At 48.1% G+C, this 22,938-nt stretch carries 21 protein-coding genes; 8 read left to right on the forward strand and 13 right to left on the reverse strand.

The genetic code is table 11. The features are described from left to right. Window positions 1-10 precede the first annotated feature (10 nt). Window positions 11-1,057, reverse strand: coding sequence for a Leu/Phe/Val dehydrogenase (locus tag ACO6VE_RS17290; protein WP_422462520.1), 1,047 nt, complete (start codon window positions 1,055-1,057; stop codon window positions 11-13). Window positions 1,058-1,468: 411 nt separating this feature from the next. Between ACO6VE_RS17290 and ACO6VE_RS17295 the strand changes: the two genes are divergently transcribed. After that, window positions 1,469-1,840, forward strand: a complete 372-nt coding sequence (locus ACO6VE_RS17295; protein WP_163371993.1) for a PilZ domain-containing protein — start codon at window positions 1,469-1,471, stop codon at window positions 1,838-1,840. Between the two features lie 69 nt (window positions 1,841-1,909). Here ACO6VE_RS17295 and lrp read toward each other — a convergent pair whose 3' ends face one another. After that, window positions 1,910-2,398 (reverse strand): leucine-responsive transcriptional regulator Lrp, encoded by a 489-nt coding sequence (gene lrp, locus ACO6VE_RS17300; protein WP_020582577.1) that lies wholly within the window; start codon window positions 2,396-2,398, stop codon window positions 1,910-1,912. A gap of 445 nt (window positions 2,399-2,843) precedes the next feature. On the opposite strand from lrp, the gene potA reads away from it, so the two are divergent. The 3 genes from potA (at window position 2,844) to ACO6VE_RS17315 (ending at window position 6,001) form a co-directional block, all read left to right on the forward strand. After that, window positions 2,844-4,013: a polyamine ABC transporter ATP-binding protein gene (potA, locus tag ACO6VE_RS17305; protein ID WP_422444042.1), complete on the forward strand. Its 1,170-nt coding sequence runs from the start codon at window positions 2,844-2,846 to the stop codon at window positions 4,011-4,013. Between the two features lie 156 nt (window positions 4,014-4,169). Continuing rightward, complete coding sequence (locus ACO6VE_RS17310) at window positions 4,170-5,120, forward strand: ABC transporter permease subunit (RefSeq protein ID WP_422444044.1); 951 nt, start codon at window positions 4,170-4,172, stop codon at window positions 5,118-5,120. A 77-nt stretch (window positions 5,121-5,197) separates the two neighbouring features. Then, window positions 5,198-6,001, forward strand: coding sequence for an ABC transporter permease subunit (locus tag ACO6VE_RS17315; RefSeq protein WP_422444730.1), 804 nt, complete (start codon window positions 5,198-5,200; stop codon window positions 5,999-6,001). 228 nt (window positions 6,002-6,229) lie between these two features. Here ACO6VE_RS17315 and ACO6VE_RS17320 read toward each other — a convergent pair whose 3' ends face one another. From ACO6VE_RS17320 to ACO6VE_RS17355, 8 genes are all read right to left on the reverse strand, one after another. After that, window positions 6,230-8,557: a macro domain-containing protein gene (locus ACO6VE_RS17320; RefSeq protein WP_422444046.1), complete on the reverse strand. Its 2,328-nt coding sequence runs from the start codon at window positions 8,555-8,557 to the stop codon at window positions 6,230-6,232. Between the two features lie 186 nt (window positions 8,558-8,743). Continuing rightward, window positions 8,744-9,154: a hypothetical protein gene (locus tag ACO6VE_RS17325; RefSeq protein ID WP_422444048.1), complete on the reverse strand. Its 411-nt coding sequence runs from the start codon at window positions 9,152-9,154 to the stop codon at window positions 8,744-8,746. A 109-nt stretch (window positions 9,155-9,263) separates the two neighbouring features. After that, a complete protein-coding gene (locus ACO6VE_RS17330) occupies window positions 9,264-10,292 on the reverse strand; it encodes a hypothetical protein (protein WP_422444050.1) in 1,029 nt (342 codons plus the stop codon). A gap of 154 nt (window positions 10,293-10,446) precedes the next feature. After that, window positions 10,447-11,313 carry a hypothetical protein gene (locus tag ACO6VE_RS17335; protein ID WP_422444052.1) on the reverse strand — a complete coding sequence of 289 codons (867 nt, stop codon included), beginning with the start codon at window positions 11,311-11,313 and terminating at the stop codon, window positions 10,447-10,449. Window positions 11,314-11,398: 85 nt separating this feature from the next. Further along, complete coding sequence (gene alr / locus ACO6VE_RS17340) at window positions 11,399-12,529, reverse strand: alanine racemase (protein ID WP_422444054.1); 1,131 nt, start codon at window positions 12,527-12,529, stop codon at window positions 11,399-11,401. 277 nt (window positions 12,530-12,806) lie between these two features. Further along, complete coding sequence (locus ACO6VE_RS17345; protein WP_422444056.1) at window positions 12,807-13,811, reverse strand: TIGR01620 family protein; 1,005 nt, start codon at window positions 13,809-13,811, stop codon at window positions 12,807-12,809. Then, complete coding sequence (locus ACO6VE_RS17350) at window positions 13,808-15,256, reverse strand: YcjX family protein (protein WP_422444058.1); 1,449 nt, start codon at window positions 15,254-15,256, stop codon at window positions 13,808-13,810. Before ACO6VE_RS17350 ends, ACO6VE_RS17345 begins: the two co-directional genes overlap by 4 nt. Window positions 15,257-15,468: 212 nt before the next feature. Continuing rightward, window positions 15,469-17,655 (reverse strand): hypothetical protein, encoded by a 2,187-nt coding sequence (locus ACO6VE_RS17355; RefSeq protein ID WP_422444060.1) that lies wholly within the window; start codon window positions 17,653-17,655, stop codon window positions 15,469-15,471. A gap of 257 nt (window positions 17,656-17,912) precedes the next feature. On the opposite strand from ACO6VE_RS17355, the gene ACO6VE_RS17360 reads away from it, so the two are divergent. Both ACO6VE_RS17360 and ACO6VE_RS17365 read left to right on the forward strand, forming a co-directional pair. Beyond that, on the forward strand, window positions 17,913-18,347 hold the full coding sequence (locus ACO6VE_RS17360) for a hypothetical protein (protein WP_163372013.1): 435 nt from the start codon (window positions 17,913-17,915) through the stop codon (window positions 18,345-18,347). A 242-nt stretch (window positions 18,348-18,589) separates the two neighbouring features. After that, entirely contained in the window at window positions 18,590-18,982 is a 393-nt protein-coding gene (locus tag ACO6VE_RS17365) for a hypothetical protein (RefSeq protein WP_422444062.1), read from the forward strand. Window positions 18,983-19,023: 41 nt separating this feature from the next. On the opposite strand, the gene ACO6VE_RS17370 is transcribed toward ACO6VE_RS17365, so the two are convergent. After that, complete coding sequence (locus ACO6VE_RS17370) at window positions 19,024-19,221, reverse strand: AsnC family protein (protein WP_422444064.1); 198 nt, start codon at window positions 19,219-19,221, stop codon at window positions 19,024-19,026. Window positions 19,222-19,499: 278 nt separating this feature from the next. Between ACO6VE_RS17370 and ACO6VE_RS17375 the strand changes: the two genes are divergently transcribed. Further along, the gene (locus tag ACO6VE_RS17375; protein ID WP_422462522.1) at window positions 19,500-19,958 is read left to right on the forward strand and encodes a hypothetical protein; all 459 of its coding nucleotides are present in this window, start codon (window positions 19,500-19,502) and stop codon (window positions 19,956-19,958) included. Between the two features lie 128 nt (window positions 19,959-20,086). On the opposite strand, the gene ACO6VE_RS17380 is transcribed toward ACO6VE_RS17375, so the two are convergent. Beyond that, window positions 20,087-20,401, reverse strand: coding sequence for a Rieske (2Fe-2S) protein (locus tag ACO6VE_RS17380; RefSeq protein ID WP_422462524.1), 315 nt, complete (start codon window positions 20,399-20,401; stop codon window positions 20,087-20,089). Beyond that, complete coding sequence (locus tag ACO6VE_RS17385; protein ID WP_101748239.1) at window positions 20,401-20,583, reverse strand: type II toxin-antitoxin system RelB/DinJ family antitoxin; 183 nt, start codon at window positions 20,581-20,583, stop codon at window positions 20,401-20,403. Before ACO6VE_RS17385 ends, ACO6VE_RS17380 begins: the two co-directional genes overlap by 1 nt. 408 nt (window positions 20,584-20,991) lie before the next feature. On the opposite strand from ACO6VE_RS17385, the gene ACO6VE_RS17390 reads away from it, so the two are divergent. Further along, window positions 20,992-22,917 carry a transglycosylase SLT domain-containing protein gene (locus tag ACO6VE_RS17390; RefSeq protein ID WP_422444074.1) on the forward strand — a complete coding sequence of 642 codons (1,926 nt, stop codon included), beginning with the start codon at window positions 20,992-20,994 and terminating at the stop codon, window positions 22,915-22,917. Window positions 22,918-22,938: the final 21 nt, after the last annotated feature.

The raw sequence follows: 22,938 nt of genomic DNA on the forward strand, positions 1-22,938 counted from the left end.
TCTGTTCTCCCTATGCCGTCAACTGTGAAGGGTTATCATCATGCACAATGGCTTCTGCCATCTGGTCAGCAATAACACTGGCGGGTAACCCGGCCTGATTCTGTCGGCTGAAAATCTCTAACAGGGTGTCATGAATGCCACGCAGGCGATGGTGCATATCACTCTGACTGCTTTGCAGGTAAGTCATGGCGACAAAAATCAATCCACCGGAATTAATCAGGTAGTCCGGGGCAAAGAGAATGTCGCGGTCGAAGAGGGCAATACCGTCTTCCTCCGTCAGTAGCTGGTTATTGGCTGAGCCGGCAACAGCAGCACACTGTAACTTGCCAATGGTGTCGCTATTGAGAACGCCGCCAAGGCCACAGGGGCTGAACAGATCGCAGGGCACCGAATATATGTCATCCGGTGCCACCACTTTGGCACCGAACTCCCGGACACACTGATCAACACGATCCTGATTGATATCGGCAACAATCAATTGTGCCCCATCGTTAAACAGTCGCTGACAAAGGGCATAGCCAACATTACCCAGCCCTTGCACAGCGACCCTTAACCCTTTCAGATTATCTGGCAGTGAGGGATGGGCTTTAAGGCAGGCAAGCACGCCATAATAAACCCCTTCAGCGGTAAAAGGTGCCGGGCTGCCACCGGATGAAGTACAGGTCACATGGGCTGACTGAGTAGCAATGGTGTCCATATCCGCCACCGTTGTGCCACTGTCCATAGCCGTTGCATAACGACCGCCAAGCTCATTGAGAAAACGCCCGAACGCTTTGAAAAGCGCGGTTCGGTCATAGTCACCTTCCGGTTCCATAATGACCGCTTTGCCACCCCCGAGATCCAGGCCAGCCAGTGCTGATTTGTAGCTCATACCACGGGCAAGGCGAATGGCATCCGTGATGGCTTCGTCAGAGGAAGAATAAGGAATGATTCGACATCCACCGAGGGCTGGCCCTCTGCGGGTACTGTGAATAGCGATGACGGATTTGAGGCCGGATTCTTCATCGAATTTGCAATGAAGATCGTTGATACGCGCCTCGGCAATCTGTCTGAACATGACGGGATCCCTCCGTATGTTGCAGAGCAGCAGGCTCTGGTTTAATGCCCTGTCTATCGGCATCCCGGGGTTAGGGCAAGCTGACAGACGTGGCTATTTATTGTTGTTTTACAGGGTAGAACTTTCATCACATTCAGCGGTTTAAGCTCTATCAACAACCAGGCTTTCTGATAACGCCTTATTCGATTACAGAGGAAGTTAAGCCCTATTGTCAACAGTCAATAAGTTTTAGAAAACATCATGCTCTGCCGCCATTGGCCGCTATTTAAATCAACTAATTGACTGAAAATCTCACCATCCATAAACCACGTTTTCATAAACACCTGTTTTGGCAAAACAGGTAAAAGATGCATTTTGAAAACAAAAGGTGATAACTTAGTTCTTCCTTCCCTCTAATCCATGGAGGCCAAAATGTCGCAAATACAACAAGAAAAGCGTCGATTTCCCAGAAAAACACTGGAAAAAACCGCAGAAGTACTGGATAACGACACCGGTCTGTCTATCGGCATTCTTGAAGATGTCTCAAAAGGAGGATTCAGCATCCTGACCGATCGGGGTGTCAGGCCATCAGAAACCCGGAATGTCACATTGATCCTGCCCGGGCCGCAGGAAGGTGCTTATCGAGTGTCCATGAGTGCCGAGTGCGTCTGGTGTCAAACCGTCAGTGAACAGGCTGATTTCGCCGCAGGTTTTGTTTTACGCAGTATCGAGGACCAGGACGAAGTCGCATTGAACTATTACATAAGGGATTATCAGGTAGCGGGCGAGCTTCAGGAAGGTTAAATACCTTTCTGAAGCCGATAAGAGCAGAAGCAAACACTCACAAACAACCTTTAACAAGCCAGGTAACGGTTAATCTGCAATTGGCAGGCTGAGCGTTTCCTTGAGTTCTTCCATCACGATATAGCTCTTGGACTCCCTGACCCCTGGCAACTTCAGAAGAATATCCCCTAACAACTCGCGGTAAGAGGCCATCTCTGAAATCCTGGCTTTGACCAGATAGTCGAAGTGACCAGAGACCAGATGGCACTCCAGCACGTTTGGCAGCTTGATGACCGCTTTGCGGAAGTCATCAAAGATATCAGCGGATTTGGTATAGAGGCTGATTTCCACAAACACAAGAAGCCCTGCCTGAAGATACTTCGGGTTCAGGCGTGCAGAATAGCCCTGAATAATACCTTCCCTTTCCAGGCGCTTGACCCGTTCCATACACGGCGTCGTACTCAGCCCGACCTTATCCGCCAGCTCTACATACGATATACGCCCTTGCTCCTGCAGGGTACGGAGAATATTACGATCGATACGATCCAACTGGCGAACAACTTCTTTTCGGCTTCTCATGATTTCAGTCGTTTATTGACAATGCGTGTTCAGGCACCAAGAAAAGTGGAACACAATAGCATAAGGGATTAGTGAGCTTTGTATTCATCTTTTTTAGGACAGATCCTGATTAAGACAACCGTTATTCTAATATCTAATGGGTAAATCACCTCCCCTCCTAGCAGAGGGAGGTTAGGGTACCAATGATGAATCTGCAAGTGAGGATTACTAATATCCTCCATCAGGGTTTATCGCAAAATCATTTTCAATCCCTGCATTTTTATGGACAATGCGCGGGCTTTTCACTTCCTTGAGGGTTTGAAGGCTCTTTTCATAAGCAAAGAACCCATGGTCACCACAAGCGAACCTGAGTTTCTAACGATAAACTTGTGTCAACAGAGCCTATTAAAGCACACTCACCGGGTTCTACCCTGTTCTTTATACTCCGGGCTGGAGAAAATTTTAGATGAGTACAGCATCTGCCTCCCCGAAACATTCCCCAACGCCGTCGACGCTTTCGACAGCTGCGACAAAAAGTCGCTCAGGCAATGAGATCCTGGTCAAAATCGACCAGGTCACCAAAAAGTTCGATGACGTTATCGCTGTTGATAATGTCAGTCTGAATATTAAAAAGGGTGAGATTTTCGCACTGCTGGGTGGCTCCGGATCTGGAAAATCCACATTACTACGGATGCTGGCGGGCTTTGAAACACCGTCTGAGGGCAAAATTTACCTGGATGGGCAGAATATTACTCACCTGCCACCGTATCTGCGCCCCATCAATATGATGTTTCAGTCCTATGCCCTGTTCCCTCATATGACGGTGGAGCAAAACGTGGCATTTGGATTAAAGCAGGACCGCCTGCCCAAAGACATCATTGCCCAGCGTGTAGAGGAGATGCTGACACTGGTGCATATGCAAAAGTATGCCCGCCGTAAGCCCCATCAGCTTTCCGGTGGCCAGCGCCAGCGTGTGGCCCTGGCGAGAAGCCTGGCAAAGCGACCAAAATTGCTGTTGCTGGATGAGCCCATGGGTGCGCTGGATAAGAAGCTGCGCAGCCGCATGCAGCTTGAGGTTGTGGATATCATCGAAGAGGTGGGTGTTACCTGCATTATGGTGACCCATGATCAGGAAGAGGCGATGACCATGGCCGAGCGCATTGGCATTATGGATGCCGGCTGGATTGTCCAGGTGGGTACCCCTATCGATATCTACGAAAACCCCAACAGCCGCATGACCGCCGAATTCATTGGCTCCGTCAATATGTTTGAAGGAGAAATCACCGAAGAAGAAGCGGGTTACGTCATCATTCAATCGCAACAGGTGCAACAGCCGATCTACATTGGCCACGGTATCATGGCACCACTGGAAGACCGCAAAGTCTGGATTGCCGTGCGTCCTGAAAAAACCATGGTGACCCGGGAGCAGCCGGAAGGGAACTACAACTGGAGCAAGGGTGTGGTGCACGACATTGCCTATCTTGGTGGACATTCGGTTTATCATATCCGGCTTCCGTCGGGCATGACGGTACAGTCCAACATGGCGAATGTGATCCGGACCGCCGACAACCCGACCTGGGGTGATGAAGTCTATATCAGCTGGGATGATGACAGTGGTGTCGTCCTGAATAGCTGATCAATCACCGCTAACCTTATTCAGTATTTTTCGTGTTTAAGAACAGTCTGAAGGCTTTCCATTGGCTAAAAGCCGAAGGCTTTCTATTTCGTAAACTATTCAGGCTTACCGCCGTACATGTAAGCCACTGGTAACGGATATTTTGTGGAATCTGTCATGTCCAACCTGTTAACAAAAGGTGCCTCCGCAGCCGCGTGGGGACCAGAGAGGCTAAACGCCTTAAGGGAGCTGTGGGGACGTCGCCTCGTTCTTGGCGTCCCCTATCTCTGGCTACTGCTATTCTTTCTTGTCCCCTTCCTGATTGTGGTCAAGATCAGCTTTTCATCGGCAGAAATTGCCATTCCGCCCTATTCGGCCATCTTTGAGTACTTTGATGAAGTACTGACACTGAATTTAAATCTGGGCAACTACCTGTTCCTGGCCGAGGACGAGATGTACCTGCAGGCCTATCTGACCTCGATACGGCTGGCTCTGGTCGCTACCTTTTTCTGCCTTCTGCTGGGCTATCCCATGGCCTACGCCATGGCTCAGGCATCGGGAAGAAAGCAAAGTTTCCTGCTCATGCTGGTACTTCTGCCATCATGGACCTCATTCCTGATCCGCATATACGCCTGGATGGGAATACTGAAAAATAACGGGTTATTGAACAACCTGCTGATGTGGTGTGGCCTGATTGACCAGCCCCTGCAGATCCTGAACACTAACATCGCCGTTTATATAGGCATCGTTTATGCCTATCTGCCCTTTATGGTGCTCCCTATTTACGCCAACCTGACCCAGCTGGACAAATCACTGCTGGAGGCGGCCAACGATCTGGGCTGTCGGCCATGGGAAACCTTTTTCAGAGTTACACTGCCACTGTCCATGGGTGGCATTGTCGCGGGCTGTATGCTGGTCTTTATCCCTGCCGTGGGTGAATACGTGATTCCTGAGCTGCTGGGTGGGCCTGAGAGCCTGATGATCGGTAAAGTGCTCTGGCAGGAGTTTTTCAACAACCGTGACTGGCCGCTGGCCAGTGCCCTGGCCATGATCATGCTGTTGATCCTGTGTCTGCCCATCGCCTTCTTCAATCGCCAGCAGGCGAAGCAATTGGAGGCCAGCCTGTAATGACGCTTTCTACAGAAACAGCAACTGAACGCACAAGCACCCTGGGAAGAGTCAAAACACCGGGTTTTTCCACCATCATGCTGATACTTGGGCTGATCTTCCTCTATCTGCCCATGTTTATCCTTGTGTTTTACTCCTTTAACGCTTCACGACTGGTGACCGTCTGGGCCGGCTTCTCAACCAAATGGTATGTGGAGCTGTTTCAGGATGAACAACTGATGGGCGCGGTATGGATCAGCTTGAGAATTGCTTTCTATAACGCGTCCATGGCGGTCATTCTGGGTACGGTGTCGGCTTTTGCCCTTGACCGCTTTGGCAAATTCCGTGGCAGAACCGCCTTCAACAGCATGTTGACGGCACCCCTGGTGATGCCCGATGTGATTACCGGCCTGTCGCTGCTGCTGCTGTTTGTCACCATGGCCGACCTGATCGGCTGGCCCATGGAACGGGGCATGCTGACCATCTGGATCGCCCACGTCACCTTCTCCACCGCTTATGTGGCTGTTGTCGTTGGCGCCAGGTTGCGGGAGGTGGATCGCTCTATTGAAGAGGCGGCGATGGATCTTGGTGCAACACCACTGCGGACGTTCTTTCTGGTCACGATTCCAACCATTGCCCCATCGTTAGCCGCTGGCTGGTTACTGGCGTTCACCCTGTCTCTGGATGATCTGGTGATTGCCAGCTTTGTCTCCGGCCCGGGCTCGACCACTCTGCCAATGGTGGTATTCTCTTCGGTGCGCCTGGGGATCTCACCAAAAATTAACGCCATGGCGACGCTGATTATTCTGGTGGTCTCTCTGGCAGCCCTGTTTGGCTGGTGGTTTATGCGTCGCTCAGAAAGGGAAAGGAGGGCCAGCCTGGAAAGGTTTGGCACCAGTTAGCATGATAATCAGATGCCGGATCTCATCCGGCTTTTTAATTCGTTCCTCGACTTTTACCAGACCCGTATGCTCCGGGATTGTCACGACGTGCATTTCTGCTTGACGTCCTCACTCCAAAAGCCTGCGACCTCAGTCTGGATCAAGCTCGTGCGGCGAGGAGCGTCCGTCCCCTGAATGGCTTATGTCCGAACCCGTTGTCGTTTGTGCAAAAGCATCACCGGGCATCGACTATGCTCCGTCTTTACGGACAAAATAGAGTTTTGGCAGCTCCCCTTGCCTGGCCATCGTTAATACCTGAGGATCTAAATAAACCTGCTTCAGTACAGCTTTGAGTTCACTATCTGTAGCCCCTCCAAGCTCATGCAGTGGGAACACCAGCCTTTCTTCCCGAGCAGCGTTGGTGATTAACGTTACCAGCTGCTGCGAAAACCCACTTATATCCGTTATTTTTGGAAAGAACACCGAATGAATTTTCTCGCAGCCTTTAAAGCCGTCAGTCTCTTTATATCGCCATGCCTGACATTGATAGTATCCCTCGCGCATGAAGGTAGCCTGACCGCCGCCCTTGGTCATGTGCTCGATATACCCCCCTCTATCACCCCCATGAAGCGCCACATCAGTATTCAGCACATTACCAAACCTCCGCACGGCATTTACCAGTGAGAATGGATCACTATCGCCATAGTGTTTCCGGGCAAAGCCAAGTACCCCACCTGGATTACTAAACAGCCTGGCAAAGTTTTTTGGTATGGGCGAATCGGCTGGCGTTGAAACCCGGGATTGAGGCCTTGACCTGGAGGGCACTGCTGATTCAGATCTGGCAGTTCCCGATTGGGCTGTCTGGAAATAAGAGGCAGTTTTCTTAGGGATTGCACCATGTCCTACAGCAAGCATAGTGCCTGAAACACCTGCCGGGTGGATACCGACAGGTGTTATCCCCGAGGGTAAATGTACCGGATTAGCCGCGTTCAGGCTCTTGAAAACTCGAATAAACTCGTCGTGTACTTCCTTATCCTTATTACTTTTATTATCCCAACCCACGAGTATTAACTTGGGTACTTTGGATAACTTCTGTATACGAGGATTCTTATAAGCCGCATAGAGCGCCTGGGCCATATCCTCACCACTGCCACCAAAAATTGCACAGCCTATAAAACAACTGACAATGGTATTGCTGCCTTTTTGGCTGGCTCCAAGGAGCAGTGAAACAAAAGCATTGGTGAAATCCTGCTGATACTTTATTACCCCTGCACCAGAACGGTTAACACTCAAATCATAATCTTTCCTATTTGGGGCAACCACGTTATGAATATGCTGGCAATGGCGCAAACCACGGGTGGAATCAGTGGCATATCCATAGGGCCCGGTGGTATAACACTCGCCAGTTCCAACCTTATGAATACTGGTATCGTGGTTAAATTGAGCGCCAAGATCACTGGCAAATTGTCCTGCGATACCCCCACGATGTTGCATTTGACTATTTGCAGCATTGACCAGATCGAATGGTTTTCCTTGTTTTGAGAGCTCTCTGGCACAACCAAACATGCCATAATCAGGGTGCATTGCTATTTCCAGCTGTCTGGGAAGCAGCTCTGTCGATGCCTTGTCAGCACGGCCTGTGCTTGCTGTCGTGTTAATTGCCGTGGCCACAGCCCCGGGGCTGCTCATTGCAGGGGGCGTTGTTACACGGCGAACCGGTGAACGTGTTGCGGAATTAAGTTGAGCCAGCATATTCCAGTGACTTGCAAAGTCTTGGCATGCTGTCCGGTCACTGTCTTCAGAAGACCTGCCCACCAGAACCAGTTGTGGTGCTTGCCTGCCTGTTGATTCAAATTGTTTCTTGGCTTTCGAAATCGCTTCTGCCAAATCTTCTCCTGTGCCACCCGCAAGACCACAACTGAGCAGAGGGCAGTAAATCCGACGTAGTTGATTGGTTTCAGCCGCTTTAAATAACTCAAAAAACGTTTTTTCAAGCTTTTCTGCAAACTTCTCATCATTTGCTAAAAGAACCAACACATTGTGAACTGCCCGACAATTATTGATATCAGATGGTTTGTCACCACGAATACAGTCATAAGTAAAACATTCACCGTGAGTGATACGATTCCCGGGCTGCTGAGACACCTGAACATAGTTACTATTGTTGCCACCAAACTTTTCTTTGATAACCTTTGCAATACCTGTATGAAATTGCATGTTCACGTCCACAGAGTTCACTATCCCATAGGGCATAAGTTCATCTTTACGCTTTACCCATGTCAATAATCCATCATTACAAGTAACCAGTGTTACCCTGCCAGGCAATGCTTGTTCAGTCCCATTAACCAGATTGGTACAATGTTGTGACACATCCTTATGTGTGACAAAGTTTTTGCCAACTATATGCCTAAGGGATGGATACTTTTCCAGTTGTTTAAGCAGGCAATCATTATCAGTTTTACGAACCGCTCGCCCAAAGACCGCTTGTTTCAATTCTTCATTGATTCCACATTTCTTCAGCTCAAGAGAACCGTACATCACTACCTGACCACAGAATTTTCCAATGGCATCATCCATTTCAGTCTCCTTAAATTATCGTGTAATTGATATTTATTTGTGCAATCAAATAAAAGCAACTGTAGATCCAATAATCGAATTAGACTGAAAATCGGTAATATAGTTCCAAAATTAGCAGGCATTTTCTCTCACGCGACTCCAGGATGGTGTCTTCATATCTCAACTATGTTTTTGAAATATCCGGGTTTAGCGGCTGTGTGAGCCATTTTGATCCGTCATCGGTAAAGGTTCCTGAACCAACTCAACAGCCCTTGCACCGATAGCCTTTTTACAGGCAAATGCACAACACACCCCTGCGGCATATACCATTAAACCGGTCAGGGCACCGTAGGTGACATTAACTTGTGTATCAACCTCATTCACCTTCAGCCCCCGGGAGTGGGAATAGAGAAAACCACCGCCCACACCACCGCCAACCAGCAGAACATACCCACCCAATAACCCGACAGTAGAATTCAGACAACAACGCCGTCCAAATGCAGACACTCTCACAGCCAGGGTAGCCGCAGCTTCATTGGCCCCGTTGGGTTGAGCAGCCTGTGGATATACGATACCTCCGGAAACACCGTTCACTGACCGGTCACCTCGTGATTTCACCAGTAAGTTCCCGTGACAGGCATAGCCAGTCTTGAGCATTGGTCATCTGACTTTTTGCAAAAAGCAGAGCGTGGACAGCCTTTAGATCGAAAAGTTCCGAATTGGTTCACTATTTAGTCAGACCATTAATAAATGTGTCCCAATCGAACTCATCTTTAATTAATGCTTTATTAAAATGTGCCTTTCTCATTCTGCCCAGGTGAATTCTATTATTTTCAATCATATTGGCTAATGAATCCACCTTTTCAGTTTTATCTTCAGTTTTTATTACTTGCTTAACCTGTAATGCAATGTTTAAAAAAGACAAAGCAAATGTTGTGGCATATTTCTCACCTTTTAAACTCATTCTGTTATTAATATCTATCGTTAATGAACAAATATGTGCTGTAAACAAGACATCCGCTGGATCTAACTGCACATTTTTGACTGGTAAAACCTCAGTTTCTGTCATCACTTCAGCAATTTCACCGGGCTGTAGAGGATTGCATGTAGAATCTAACTGCTCATTGTTGACTGACAAAACCTCAATTTCTGTCGTCATTTCAGCAATTCTATCAGGCTGCAGAGGATCATCTGTAGAATCTTCCGGTCGTTTGTGCTCAGTTACCGATGAATCACCCTTGGCGAGCATGCATAGTTGTTGAAATAATTTAACAAAATCGTATGGTTGATAGTCATTAATGCCAAAAATATCATTCATGATAAGTCTTGCCGGACCGGGAGATAGGGCAATAGACGGTATAATTACATTCAGAGACTGATCCGTTTTAATTTCTTCATCAATATCAAAAGGGTATTTTTCTGCTCTTTTTTTTAAATCCTCAAGCCTTTCAAGCATTCTTACTTTTAGTTTATTTTTAAAAGCCATTTTTACTAAAAGATCGTCCGATCTAAGAGAAAGGTAATTATCCACATTAATTGAGCTAAAGGCGAGAAAGTCCTTCAAATTAAGGTGTTGGGTAATTTTAAATCTTAATTCCTGGAATAATGGAAAATAATTATTTTCTGCAGGCTCTGAAGTCACCTTTCGTAACGGGGTGAATATATTAGCTGTTGGATTTTTTACAAATTCACTTGACCTATGATAATCAGAAATATTAGCAAAACTATCAACAATGGCATTTTCAGAATTCATCATTATGCCTACATTTCTGCAATTCCATATCGATTTGATCATCAGATTGGGAAAAAGTTCCGCTTTGGATTGATCAATGAAAATCCTGAGTCAAACCCCCACTTCATCACCGGTTTTATTTTTTGCTGGATACCATGAAAAGTAGATCGTGGACAGCCTAAAGATCGAAAAATTCCAGTTTTTTATTCTTCTTTAGTCGCAGAGAATCAATAAACTTGTCCCAATCGAACTCGTTTTTATTTTTTAATACTGATTTAAAATAATAAACTTTACTTAGCTTCCATCTTATAAGTTCATTGCTTTCAATCATATTGGCTAATGTATGTAGCTTCTTATCTTTTTCTTCAATACTTATCAGTTGGTTTACTTGTGATGCAATCCCTATAAAATATAACGCAAGAAGTGAAGTACCTTCAGTATTTTTACCGCATTTTAAACTCATTCTGTTATTAATATCTATCGTTAACGAACAAATATGTGCTCTAAAAAAGACATCCGTTGAATCATCATTGGCAAGCGTACATAGACATTGAAATAATTTAACAAAATTAGCTGATTGATATTTATAGTTTACAGGATCCTTCTTTAAGAGAAGTCGTGCAGGCCCGGGAGATATGGCCACAGGCGGTATTATTGCGTCATAATTCTCATTCAATTCAATTGGCCCATTAATTTCGAAGGGATATTGTCGTGCTTTTTGTTTCAAATCATTGAGCCTTTCAAACAATACTACCAGCGGTTCATTTTCAAGAACTCTTCTTACCAGAAGGTCGTCCGATCTAAGCGAAAAATAATTATCAACATTGATTGAGCTAAAGGCGATAAAGTCCTTCAAATTAAGATATCTGGCAATTTCAAATTTTAAGTCGTGACTCAATGGTAAATAATTATTTCTTGCAGGCTCTGAACTTACCTTTCGTAACGGACTGAATATATTGGCTGTTGGATGATTTACAAATTCGCTTGACCTTTGATAATCGGAAAAACTGACAAAACGATCAACAATAGCATTTGCAGCGTTCATGGTTATGCCTTTACTTTTTTCCCTTCCTTCAGAACATAGGTTTGGGAAAAAGTTCCGCTTCAGAAATTTGCAAATAGCATTGGTATCAGATCTCCATTTGATCAAAATCCAGTTGCTCAGGGATGAGAATGCCGTGATATAGCACAGGAACACGGTTCAAATTACAAAGCAGCTGATAAGGAATAGTACCTGCACCCATTGCCACCTCATTAATGGGCAAGTCATCTCCCCACAGGATGGCACGGTCCCCTATCTGCACATCGGGCAAATCGGTTAAGTCCACCGTCAGCATGTCCATGGATACTCTGCCCACCAGCGGTACACGGCAGCCATTAATATACACCGGTGTGCCATTGGCGGCATGGCGGGGGTAACCATCTGCATAGCCGATAGCCACCACACCGATCCGGGTGGTTCTACGGGCAATCCACTGACTGCCATACCCCACGGAACTCCCGGCAGGAATGGTTTTGATGCTGATGATGGCTGAACTCAGCTCCATCACCGGTTTTATTGTTTGCTGGATATCATGAATTTGAGCAAATGGAGAGACCCCATACAGCAGCAGACCAGGACGATTCCATTCGCTCTGCACTTCTTTCAGGGCAACCAGCCCGGCAGAGTTACAGAAACTGCGCTCACCAGGCAGGCCATGGGTATAAGTATTGAACGTTGTCAGCTGCTGTTGTGCATGATCACTGTCCGGCTCGTCAGCACAGGCAAAGTGACTCATCAACACAATGTCTTTGACAAAAGGAAGATCATTGAGTTGCTCCCAGACTTTGCGGTACTCATCAGGGGCAAAACCGACCCGCCCCATACCGGAATCCATCTTCAGCCACAGCCTTACCGGATGTTTGGGACGGTGGGCGACTAATGCATCAATCTGATACTGATGATGGATCACCGTATCCAGACGATACTGGTCAATCATTTCCAGTTCTGCAGGTTCAAAGAAGCCTTCCAGCAGCAGTATGGGTTGTTTGATGCCAGCAGCACGAAGTTCCAGGGCTTCCTCAATAAAGGCAACGGCAAACCCGCTGGCAATATCCGCCAGCGCGGTTGCACAGGCTGTTGCACCATGGCCATAGGCGTCCGCCTTGACCACCGCCATCACCTGACCATTACCAGTGCCCCTGGCAGACAGTTGTTGGATAATACGATAATTATGACGCAGTGCATCAAGGTTTATCTTTGCTGTTGCTGGTCGGCCCATGCCTTTTGAGACTCCCCCGGAAATGCCAGTAAAGGGCAGCATCCTATCAATTAATAACTAACAGCTCTTTATGTGTTTATCGAAATCATTATATTGAATAAATAATACCCTTTGATTGTATTTATCCATAGTTTTGATTGCTTTTTATTCTTTATTAGACGGTAAGAGTCCACTAATCAGAGTCAGTTTCTCAGTGAAAATGCCAACGTCAATGGGAATAGCGATTAAGGAGCAACCTGTCGCTGCTGGTGCTCCTTCAATGAGGCGGGAATTAAGACTATTCTGCTTTTTTTCCGGGATCTGCCATAGTCCGAAACCGGGCGTCCATGGCAGCGAGAATACTTCTGGCTAAACGACCAATGCCGGGTTTCTGACCATCAGCATAAGGAATTGGACGACAGAGCGCCATGGCCCTGAGCCCCATGCGGGCGGAATAAATACCGACACCAACCCCGCTGGCGGCCTGGGAGCTGACCACGCCCAGCAACCGGTTGGAAGTAAAGTCTGATAGCTGATCAGACAGCAGTTCTGTCGCACCAGCCAGCGCCATCTGTTCCAGAACCATGGTTAACAGGTGGCTACGGGCAGGCAATGAAGGCCTGACACCGTATACCTGACAGATCTCATCGAGCATCCGGATACTGCGCCAGACCGACAGCAGCATATCAACGGCAGCAAATGGGCTGAGAGCCACCATCAACGCAACTTGCTGGCTATGTTGTGAAATACAGGCAAGTGCCCGCTGGTCCAGGGTCTGGAAAAAATGGCTATCCAGGTAAGCCAGCAGCTCGCTGTCATCACTGTAATCCGGCATCTCGGACAACACTTGTTCCAGCAGCATCTGCTGGGGCTTACCCTGATAGAGCTTACTCAACTGCCCGGTCCACTGGCTGGTTAATACGGTCGTTCTCTGGTCTCGAAACTGTGCAGCCTGCGCCTGTAGTTCGGTGATCTGTCGAAAGTCCCGTTGATACAGGAAAAACTCCACCACGGCTTTAACGACAGTGACCGCCAGGGCCAGAAAAAGCAAGGCAAACACTAAGGCCAAAGACCAATGCAGTTGATAGAGAAAAAGGCCCAGTTCCACCGTTTGCCAAAGCACCAATATCAACAGCAGGGTCAGCAGCCCGTAACATGCCGACCGGATAAAGCGCAGTGGTTTGGCCGCCAGTTCGGGTCCCTGCAACACCGGATCCCGGAAACCATCACTGATGGACTCCGGAGTCTCCAGGGGTTGCTCTGGTTCCAGAGGGATAAAGTACGGATCGTGATGTCGGGTCATGAAAACCGGTCTCCCAGCAGATCATTAAGAATGCTATCCAGACGGATATGGGGTAATCGGCCACCTGCGACCAGCTGCAGCCCACCGGGCGGCATCAACCGGCGCAATTGCCACTGGCCCAGAGCCTGCCAGTCATCCAGTGTCGGAATCTGTTCCGGAATATCCGGGTGCAGCAGCACTCCCGGCCCCTGCTCCGTCATCCCCTGCAGAGACTGGTGCCCCTGGTAATCGACATATGTCGTTGAGCGAACGGCGGCAACCGCTTCACAGCGGACATCCGTCGCATTAAACGCCGCTCTGCGCCTGGCCTCCTGAACCAGGTTTGCCGTCAGCCCTCTCACGGCTTCATGCTGGTCAGGCAGCACCTGATCAATTTTACTGGCGGCAAAAACGACCCGGTCAATACGTGGCTGAATTAATCGTCTGAGCAGGCTGTTGCGCCCATAATCGAAACTTTGCAGTACCTGAGTCAACGAGAAGCGAAGATCATCAAACGCTTCCTGGCCACGGTTCAACGACTTGAGCACATCCACCAGCACCAGCTGTCGATCCACCTTCTGAAAAGTATTTTGATAGAAGGGTTTGACCCGGGTTTCCAGGTAACGCTGATAATGCCTTTCACACACTTTGAATAAAGAGTCCTCCACCGCTTCCTCCAACTGATCTTCTGAACAACCAGTGATGGCAAGCAGGGGGATAAACGGCAGTTTACTCTCGTCACCTGAAGGTGCGGCATGCAGCCAGCGTCCGGGTTGAATCATGGTCAAGCCCGCCTGCTGACAAGCCTTGAGAAAGGTCAGTTGTTCCTGCCACAGTACTTGCAGTTCCAGCTCGGAAATGGTCTCCAGAGGATTAATGGACTTCAGCTTTTCGATAAAACTCCGGCCAATAGACCGGCGTACGGCACTGTCAAAAAGGGCGTGACATTGCCCACACCAGGCACGGTAATCCATGGCCAGTAGCGGCAGATCCAGCAGCCACTCCCCCGGATAGTCACGAATCTCCAGATAAAGACGACTGATCCCCGGTTTTCCCCGACGCAATAACCCGGGTGGCTGACGGAACTTGATCTCCAGCAGGCAGCCAGACTCATCCCTTGTAGCTTCCGGCCACCGCCCTCTTGATAACGCGTCAATACCCCGCTGGTAAGGAAACAGTGTGACACCATTCAGAGCGGACAGTTTTACCCCCAATAAGCGATCCTGAAGCACCGGGGGGAAGGCAGCCAGAAGGGCATCAGGATAGTGCTGTAACTGATGAATAAGACTGGTGATCAGGGTGGTTTTGCCACTGCCACTGAAGCCGGTCACTCCCAGTGTCATTCGCCGGTTAAGCAGCCGGTCGACGCCATTTTCCAGGGAACTGGCTGCTGACCTGGCAAGATCCATCGCTTTATCCTGCCCAATCAGCAAAGACTGCTTGACCTTGGTCTTTATTGGTTTCATTGAACCATTCTCGATTTTAAGAGTCTAATTCTCTGGATAATTATTAAATCAGATTAAAAATCATAAGGAATACAAAAATTTGTTTCTGGAACTTCCCGCTGCGGTTAAAGTTCAGGAGCCCGATGAGGAAGTATCCGCTGATGCATAAGCAGTTAAAAGAGAACATAAAAAAATTACGAAAAGCAATCAGTGGTTCTTTATTAAATCAACATCTAAAGTTGATCAGAACTGACTGAATTTGTAGAAATACCTTCGGATAATATCAGATTCCAGTCTTTTCCGGTCAACTTGGCCAGGCCGCAATAAATTGCATTATTTTTGGATTCCATCATCAGCTCACGCACCTGTTGGAAGAAAGTCCCTCCAAACTCACCGCGCAAAAACAACGCCAGGTCATCATCAGGACTGCCTGCCTTTGGCTCAAGAAGCGATCTTATCTCTGCATCATAAGTCATGTTCCCATAAAACAATTGCCCAATAATTTTATCCAGCAGACTTTGCTGACCGTCCCCATCCCTGAACAATGACGCCAGTAGGGCATCATCGGAAAAATCCGCCCTGAGGATATGAAATAAAGTGGGAATCAAGAGTGAAAAATTATCACAAATATCACCAACCAATTCATTCACGTCTACATCGCGTCCAGCATCTTCCGTACTCACAGGACACTCCACAGTCGTTGCCCTGAAAACGTCAAAACGTCTGAAAGACAGGGGGGCAAGCTGTGATCTGAGGTTGGGCATATTTAAACCTGAAGTACGATAAGCAATCAGCTTTTCTAAATTCACATGGTTTCTTCGTAACGCTTTGCCACACCCTATGAGTTTTACCTTAAGGGCTTCAGGAATCGTCCCGGGTAACAGGCTATTGGCCAGAGAGAGGCGTGACAGCCATTCCTGCTGGTCTTCGCTCAATAACCCACTGCTATAGGTGATCGCTTCCAGGAGAGATGGACGAAAGTGTGATTCAGCAAAGTGATTGGCACCAACCATGCCTGCAAACCCGGACACCAAATCCTGAGTTGCTATCGGGGATAACAATGGCCTTAGCTTTTTACACAGGTCCAGCGCCACAGAATAGTAGTTGTATGCCTGCAAATCATGGGTGAGGCCTCTGCCAAGCTGCTCAATTCTTGCTCGCTCAACACTGGCAACAGGGGTATGCATGGCAGGGGTGTACTGCTGTTTGGCTGGAGGTGAGCCAGGCAGCTCGGGCAGCGGGGTATCGCCATCTGGCCGCAAAGGCAGATAAGCCTTGCCCAGCAGATTCATAAACGTAGCGCTGTTAGCCCCTTCCTGAATCAGGGGGCGATCAACACAGCTGATCCATTCAAATAATGGTTTGGGTACCGGGCCACAATACAGAAGCTCGACAGGTTCATGAACCGAGTTCTCCCATTCCCTGTTCTGCAAATCATAAAATGGCACCTGCAACGATTTTTGTAGTACCCGGAGCCGTTCAAGGCTTGCCAGTGGACTCAATACCAAAACCACCGTTTTCTCCAACTCTGATGTATGACTTTTCACGACCCCTGACAGCAATCTTCTGATAATCACGTCATGGGCAGGCTCCAGGGCATGATGGTGAATACCATAAAGGGGCAGCAAATGAATTCTACCGGCTTCCGTCTCTCTCAGGATTTTTATCAGGCTGACGGCTCTTGAGTCGCCCTTCATTAGCGCCGGGATATCAGGTTTTTGCAGTAAATAAGCGGTCTGATAGTTTGCCAGCGCCGGAAGGTCCAGGTTCTGATGCATGCCATTGCACCGCTCGATTCTGGGCGTCGTGTTGCTCCATTTGAAGGGCGGGATAACAATCGCCACTTTTGACACCAACCATGAGCGGTTACCGTTCATGGCCCAGAAACCAAGGGGTTGCTCCAAAGGTCTTTGGTTAATAGTGCAATGATCCGCCAACTGTTTAAAAGGAATACACTCACACACCAGGCCAGAATAATGCAAAGTCTGTACGCCATCATTCCCGGGGTTAAATTCTGGCATGAATAACCGGAGCTTATCCTTCATCCGCTGCCAATCATCCTCCCCATTAAATTTCAGAACCAGCTCAACCCTGCCTTTGAAACCAAGGTGAGCCAGCCCTTCGATGATACTGAAGGCAGCCGTATGGTCTCCCTGGCCGGGACTCTCCGCAAGCCCCACCCGGATAACAGGAATGGCACCCAGCTTCTCAGACAGGCTACTCTCTGCAGTATCAACCTTCCTCTTGCCCAACAGGGGTAGATCAATGTCTTTTTTGGGCGACTCATTAGCACAACCGGAGAAATGCTTGCGAACTGCGACAGCTCGAATGGATGAATAAACTGGAGAATCAGGAGATCGCTTGCCACCTCCATTCATCGATCGCCTGGTCAGGGCATTTACAGACAGTGACGAATTCACGGCTATATCCGATTAACAAAATTCCTTAATATAGCTCGTCCCTCGTCCCGCTGCCCTTACAAGGCAGCAAGTTATACTGACAATCAACCTGGGAAACCTATCAACCGAAACAAATAAACAAATCCTCCCCATATGGTCTACTTTTCTAACGGCGTTCCTGCTGCAGCATAAAAAGTCAATTGAACTGTGATACGGGATTCTATTCCCGGCTGTGGTGGCCGCTGATTCAATCTCATTTAATAAATGGTCTGCTACCCATGAAACGTTTACTGACATTTATAGTGACGCTATCACTGTGTTCAATTGCACAGCTCTCAATCGCCGCCCAGTATCTGGATATGCCGCCAAGCTATGAAGATGCCACTACCTATACGATTCACCTGAAACCGGGTGATGACCGGGAAATCAATATGAGTGAAATCTTTCGTCTTTCCAGTGAGGGCTATACGTCGATAAGAATCAAAGTGGCTACTACTAACAGGGTTAATAGAACCAAGCCAACCAGGCGGTATCCGTTTTACCATAACGACATAGCTGAACGAATCCCTCATTGCCGCCTGTTAAGGCAGCATGACTACGATGATAATTATCGGGTATTACTGGACAACACCATTTATCAGTCCAATCTCAGTTACGATGATGCCATTTTACTGATTGGCAAACTCGTATCGGTGAACTCCTGTACATTTTGATGTCCATGGGCACAGCTTAAAAAGTCCTGACCCGGCCCTTCATCACAGGGCCAGGGTGTAGGATGCTATAACCTATTGATTAAATTACTGATATTAAGAACCTGAATGGCTCGGAAAACTATTTCGGTTTTGCATACATTCTCTTTATGTCTCAATGAGGAACTATTTTCCAATTTATCAGTCTGAAGTTAGAGAAAACCCTTTAATTCTTACTATTTGAATAATTTACAAGGACTGATTCCATGAAACTCATCCACTTACTGTTCAGGCTATCTTCCCTGATACTTTGTACTACTGTACTGTCAGCCGGGGCTTTTGAACTTGCTGCACCTGCTTACCATAATGATTTACCGCCCAGCTATGAAGATTCCGTGGCCCATTCCACCTATACCATCCAGCTCAAGCCCGGGGACAACAGATTCATTAGCTTCGTTGAACTTTTTGGTCGGGGCTATTACAACCTGAGGGTCAATGTAGCCAGTGATTTGAAACAGCCACATTGCCGTCTCTTTAAGCAGAGCAACGGCTATTACCGTGTACAACTGGATAACATGATTTATGATTCAAACCTGCATTATGACGATGCTGTATTAGAGATTGGTAAACTCGTCTCTGTGAACGCCTGCCGGTTCTGATCTCTGCGAAGATTGTAATGGTGGGGGCCTTACTGCTCCCTTCACAGAGGAAGCGCAGTGGTGAACTTCATCTGTTCCATGGCAAAACTGGAGGTTACATCGGTCAATCCCTCCACGGTGTTGACCAGCGCCTTATAGAAGCAATCAAATGACTGAATATCTTTTTCAGCCAGCTCAGCCAACGAGGGAGTCGTATCCTCCTGCAACTCCCGTAATATGTTGCGGTCAATTTTATCCATAATGTTTTAAATGCTGTCACTGGTTAGCAGGCCCACCACATTCTGGTCACTTTGCTGCGCTTCGATCTGTCCGGCAACACTGTTGCGCATGACATCAGAAACCAGCAGGTTGTGGTCTAAATTCATGGTCCATCTCTTCTAATCATTTTCCATCAGTGTGACACAGAGAGGGTGATAGATAATTGATCAGGAGCATTGATGCAAAACATTTGGGTCAATGAACCTTTCACTATATTCAAGTGTCCATACAGGTACTTTTAACAGAAATTGGAGTCACCATGAATATTGGTAATATGGCAACTGGTTTGGCAGGGATTGGTCTGACAGCTGCCGTCAGTCTCAATACTGGTTTAGCTCACTCTTCCAATCTGACCAAGTGGCGAACCCGGGCTGTTATGGCTCTTTCTGGTACCGTGGGTACCGGCTTAAGTCTGTTGCAATGCATCCGGGAAGGCAGAAACATATCGACCAGAACACTGGCGACACTGGCAACGAACGCTGGCGTTCTTGCATACAGTTATTTACAACCCTGGGCTGATCTTCCAAAAGAGTTAATGATTTATAAGTCCGAAGCAGAATGTCATGTAGAATTCTTTAAGAACCAAGGAGAAATGAGCATGCCGCAATGTAAACCCTATCTGCATAAGGCTGAAATTATTGAAAAGACGGTAGAGCAAACAGGTCCCGGTTCGTTTAGGAAGATTGCGCAGATAACCAAATACAATTGGAAAGAGTAGCTGCCGATCTTCAACTCAGGTGGCGTGGGATTATCCAGCAGTTTGTACCGCCTGCTGCCCGCAGAAGGATAAGCAGTTCCTGCTTGACGGGTAGCAGGGGGCGGGCAGGACCTGTAGAAATGTGGGTATTATTTCAGGTAGACAACACCCTCAATGACTTCACACTCCAGGGCAGTCAGCATATCCCCCGGACAAGGCCCGGCAATACACTCCCCCGTCTCAATCAGAAACTGGGCACCGTGGGTAGCGCACTGAATCAGCCGTTTCTCTGAATCCAGAAACTGGTCCGGCTGCCATTCAAGATTAATCCCAAAATGCGGGCAACTGTTTTCGTAGACGTATACCTGATCACCTTTGCGTACGGCAAAGATATGGCCACGCTCATTACGGAAGCCTTTGCTACCGGGATCCTGAAGCTCATCGATAGAACACAAACGAATCATTATTTGCTTTCGGCCTCTTCTGGCAGACGAACGTCAAAAGGCATACCTCGCTGCAACACAATCTGACTGAAATAGAGATTAATGGCCTGGGAAGTGGTCAGCCCGAGTTGGCGCAGAATGTCTTCGGCCTCCTGCTTTAATGACTCATCAATTCGTGCCCGTACAGTCGTCTCTTTTGCCATAATCACTGCACCTCATGCATCTTTTTAGAATATTTCTGTCAATAGTAAAGATGATAAAAAACATCCCATGCGGCGGGAAAGCTCTACTTTACGCGCAAGCGCTACACCCTGTTATCAATCTGCCGATTGACTGTTACAGGCTGACAAAATATAACAATGTATGATGAGTTGCCATGAGAGCTTCACCAAACTTTCGTCAATGCTTTCGCAGGGTGAGCGACTCACGGCCAGCGCTTTTATCACACCAACAGTAAAACAGGACGTTTTACGCAGTCACTAACAGGGATCATAGAGATTGAAGCTTTTGTTATGTTGAACAAGTTATCTCATTGCTTACTCTTTTTTTCATTGGCCACATCACTTCTGCTCCCCACATACAGCCTGGCTAACGAGTCAGAACGGCAGCAGATGCTGTTCACGCGCGTTGAAAAAGCACTGAAGACAGGGGACCATAAACTTTACGAGAGTTATCGATCAGAACTCAGTGATTACCCTCTGGCTCCCTACCTTGAGTACCTCAGCCTCACCAACGATCTTGATCGCATCAACCAGAGCGATATTGACCAGTTTGCCAGCCAATACCCCGATTTACCGCAAACCAGCCAGCTCCAGTACAAATGGCTGAGGCATCTGGCCAGTAACCAGCGCTGGCAATCCTATCTTGCTGCCTATCAGCAGGATGATGGCGGCCGCTATCAGTGCCTGAAAGGCGTAGCCCTGCACGCACTGGGGCAGACCGAACAGGCCTGGCTGGAGGCAAAAAGTCTCTGGCTGAAAGGCCAGTCACAACACAAGGCCTGCGATCCGTTATTCGACAGCTGGAAAGCCTCTGGCGAACTCACTCAAAGCCTGATTATTGCCCGCTTTTGGATGGCTGCCGAGCAAAACAACCTGTCCCTTGCCCGCTACCTGAATAAGTCCATTAAAGATACGTCTTTCAAGGTATCGACAGAGCTGTTCTGGGAAGTCAACAAACATCCTGAACTGCTTCATACCGCCCGCTTTAATGGTGACCTGGAACATCAGCGGATCATTATGCTTCATGGCATCAAAAAACTGATTACCAAAGATCTGGACCTTGCCGTCAGCACCTGGCTGACAATGCGCAACCGCTATCCTTTTTCCCCGAAGCAGCGATCCGCTGTCGACCAGCGGATCGCCATGAAAGCGGCCAAGAACTTTGTGGACAACGCCGAAGAAATTATTGCCAGCATTGATCCCGATTTTCATTATCAAAAGGTCACCGAGTGGCGAATCAGACTGGCGCTGGCTGACCAGGACTGGGAAAGAGTCCTGATACTGTTAGAGCATCTGCCAGCGGCTATCAGAAACAGCAGCCGCTGGCGCTATTGGAACGAAGTCGCCCTGCTCAAGTTTCAGGAGGCAAGCTATCAGCTGGTCGGGATGCCTCTGCCGAGCAAACCCACGCTGTTGCAAACACCGACACTGAGCGCACTGGGCCAGGAACGGAACTTTTACGCTTTTCTGGTGGCAGATCTTAAAGGACAACCCTTTCAACTGAACCACCAGCAAAAAGCCATTCACCAGCAGGATCTGCACAGACTCAAGCAATATTACCCGGGCTTTAAACGTATTCGTGAGTGGCTGCACCATAAGCGCTTTTATAACGCCCAGATGGAGCTGAACCGGATAACCCCGAGTCTGGATAAAACCCAGCAACAGTTAATTCCCTATCTCGCCCATCAATGGGAATGGCACCATCAGGCGATTATGGCGGCTGCCCGGGCAACGCTCTGGGACGACCTTAGCCTCCGCTTTCCGACACCGGACGCTGATATTTTCAGTGCGCAGGCAGAAAAACGTAAACTGGATTATCCGTGGGTTCTGGCCATTGCCCGCCAGGAAAGTGCGTTCCATCCCATGGCGCGCTCCAGCGCTGGTGCCATGGGGTTAATGCAGTTGATGCCGACAACCGCGAAACAGGCGGCTAAACAGGCCGGAATACCCTATAGAAAGAAGTCAGAACTGTTTAAACCAGAAATTAACATCGCCCTTGGAACTACTCACCTTGCCTGGTTGTCCAAACGGTTTGAAGACAGCCGAATTCTGGCAACAGCGGCTTACAATGCCGGGAGTACTCCGGTGAAACGCTGGCTGAAGCAGAGAGGGCATCTGCCACTGGACATCTGGATTGAGACCATTCCCTACGATGAAACTCGTAAGTACGTCCAGAATGTTATGGCTTATCGCGTGATTTACAGTCTGCTGGAAGACCAGCCTGCACGTATGCTCTCATCTCAGGAGATGGCCTCCCTCAGTCTTAACCTGCAGGAGTCCAGGATTATTGCCCAGAGAGAGCAAGGGCAACCATGACAGGGTGCTTCGGTTTTCCTC

It is taken from the genome of Endozoicomonas sp. ALB115, assembly GCF_049310245.1.
Taxonomy (GTDB): Bacteria; Pseudomonadota; Gammaproteobacteria; order Pseudomonadales; family Endozoicomonadaceae; genus Endozoicomonas.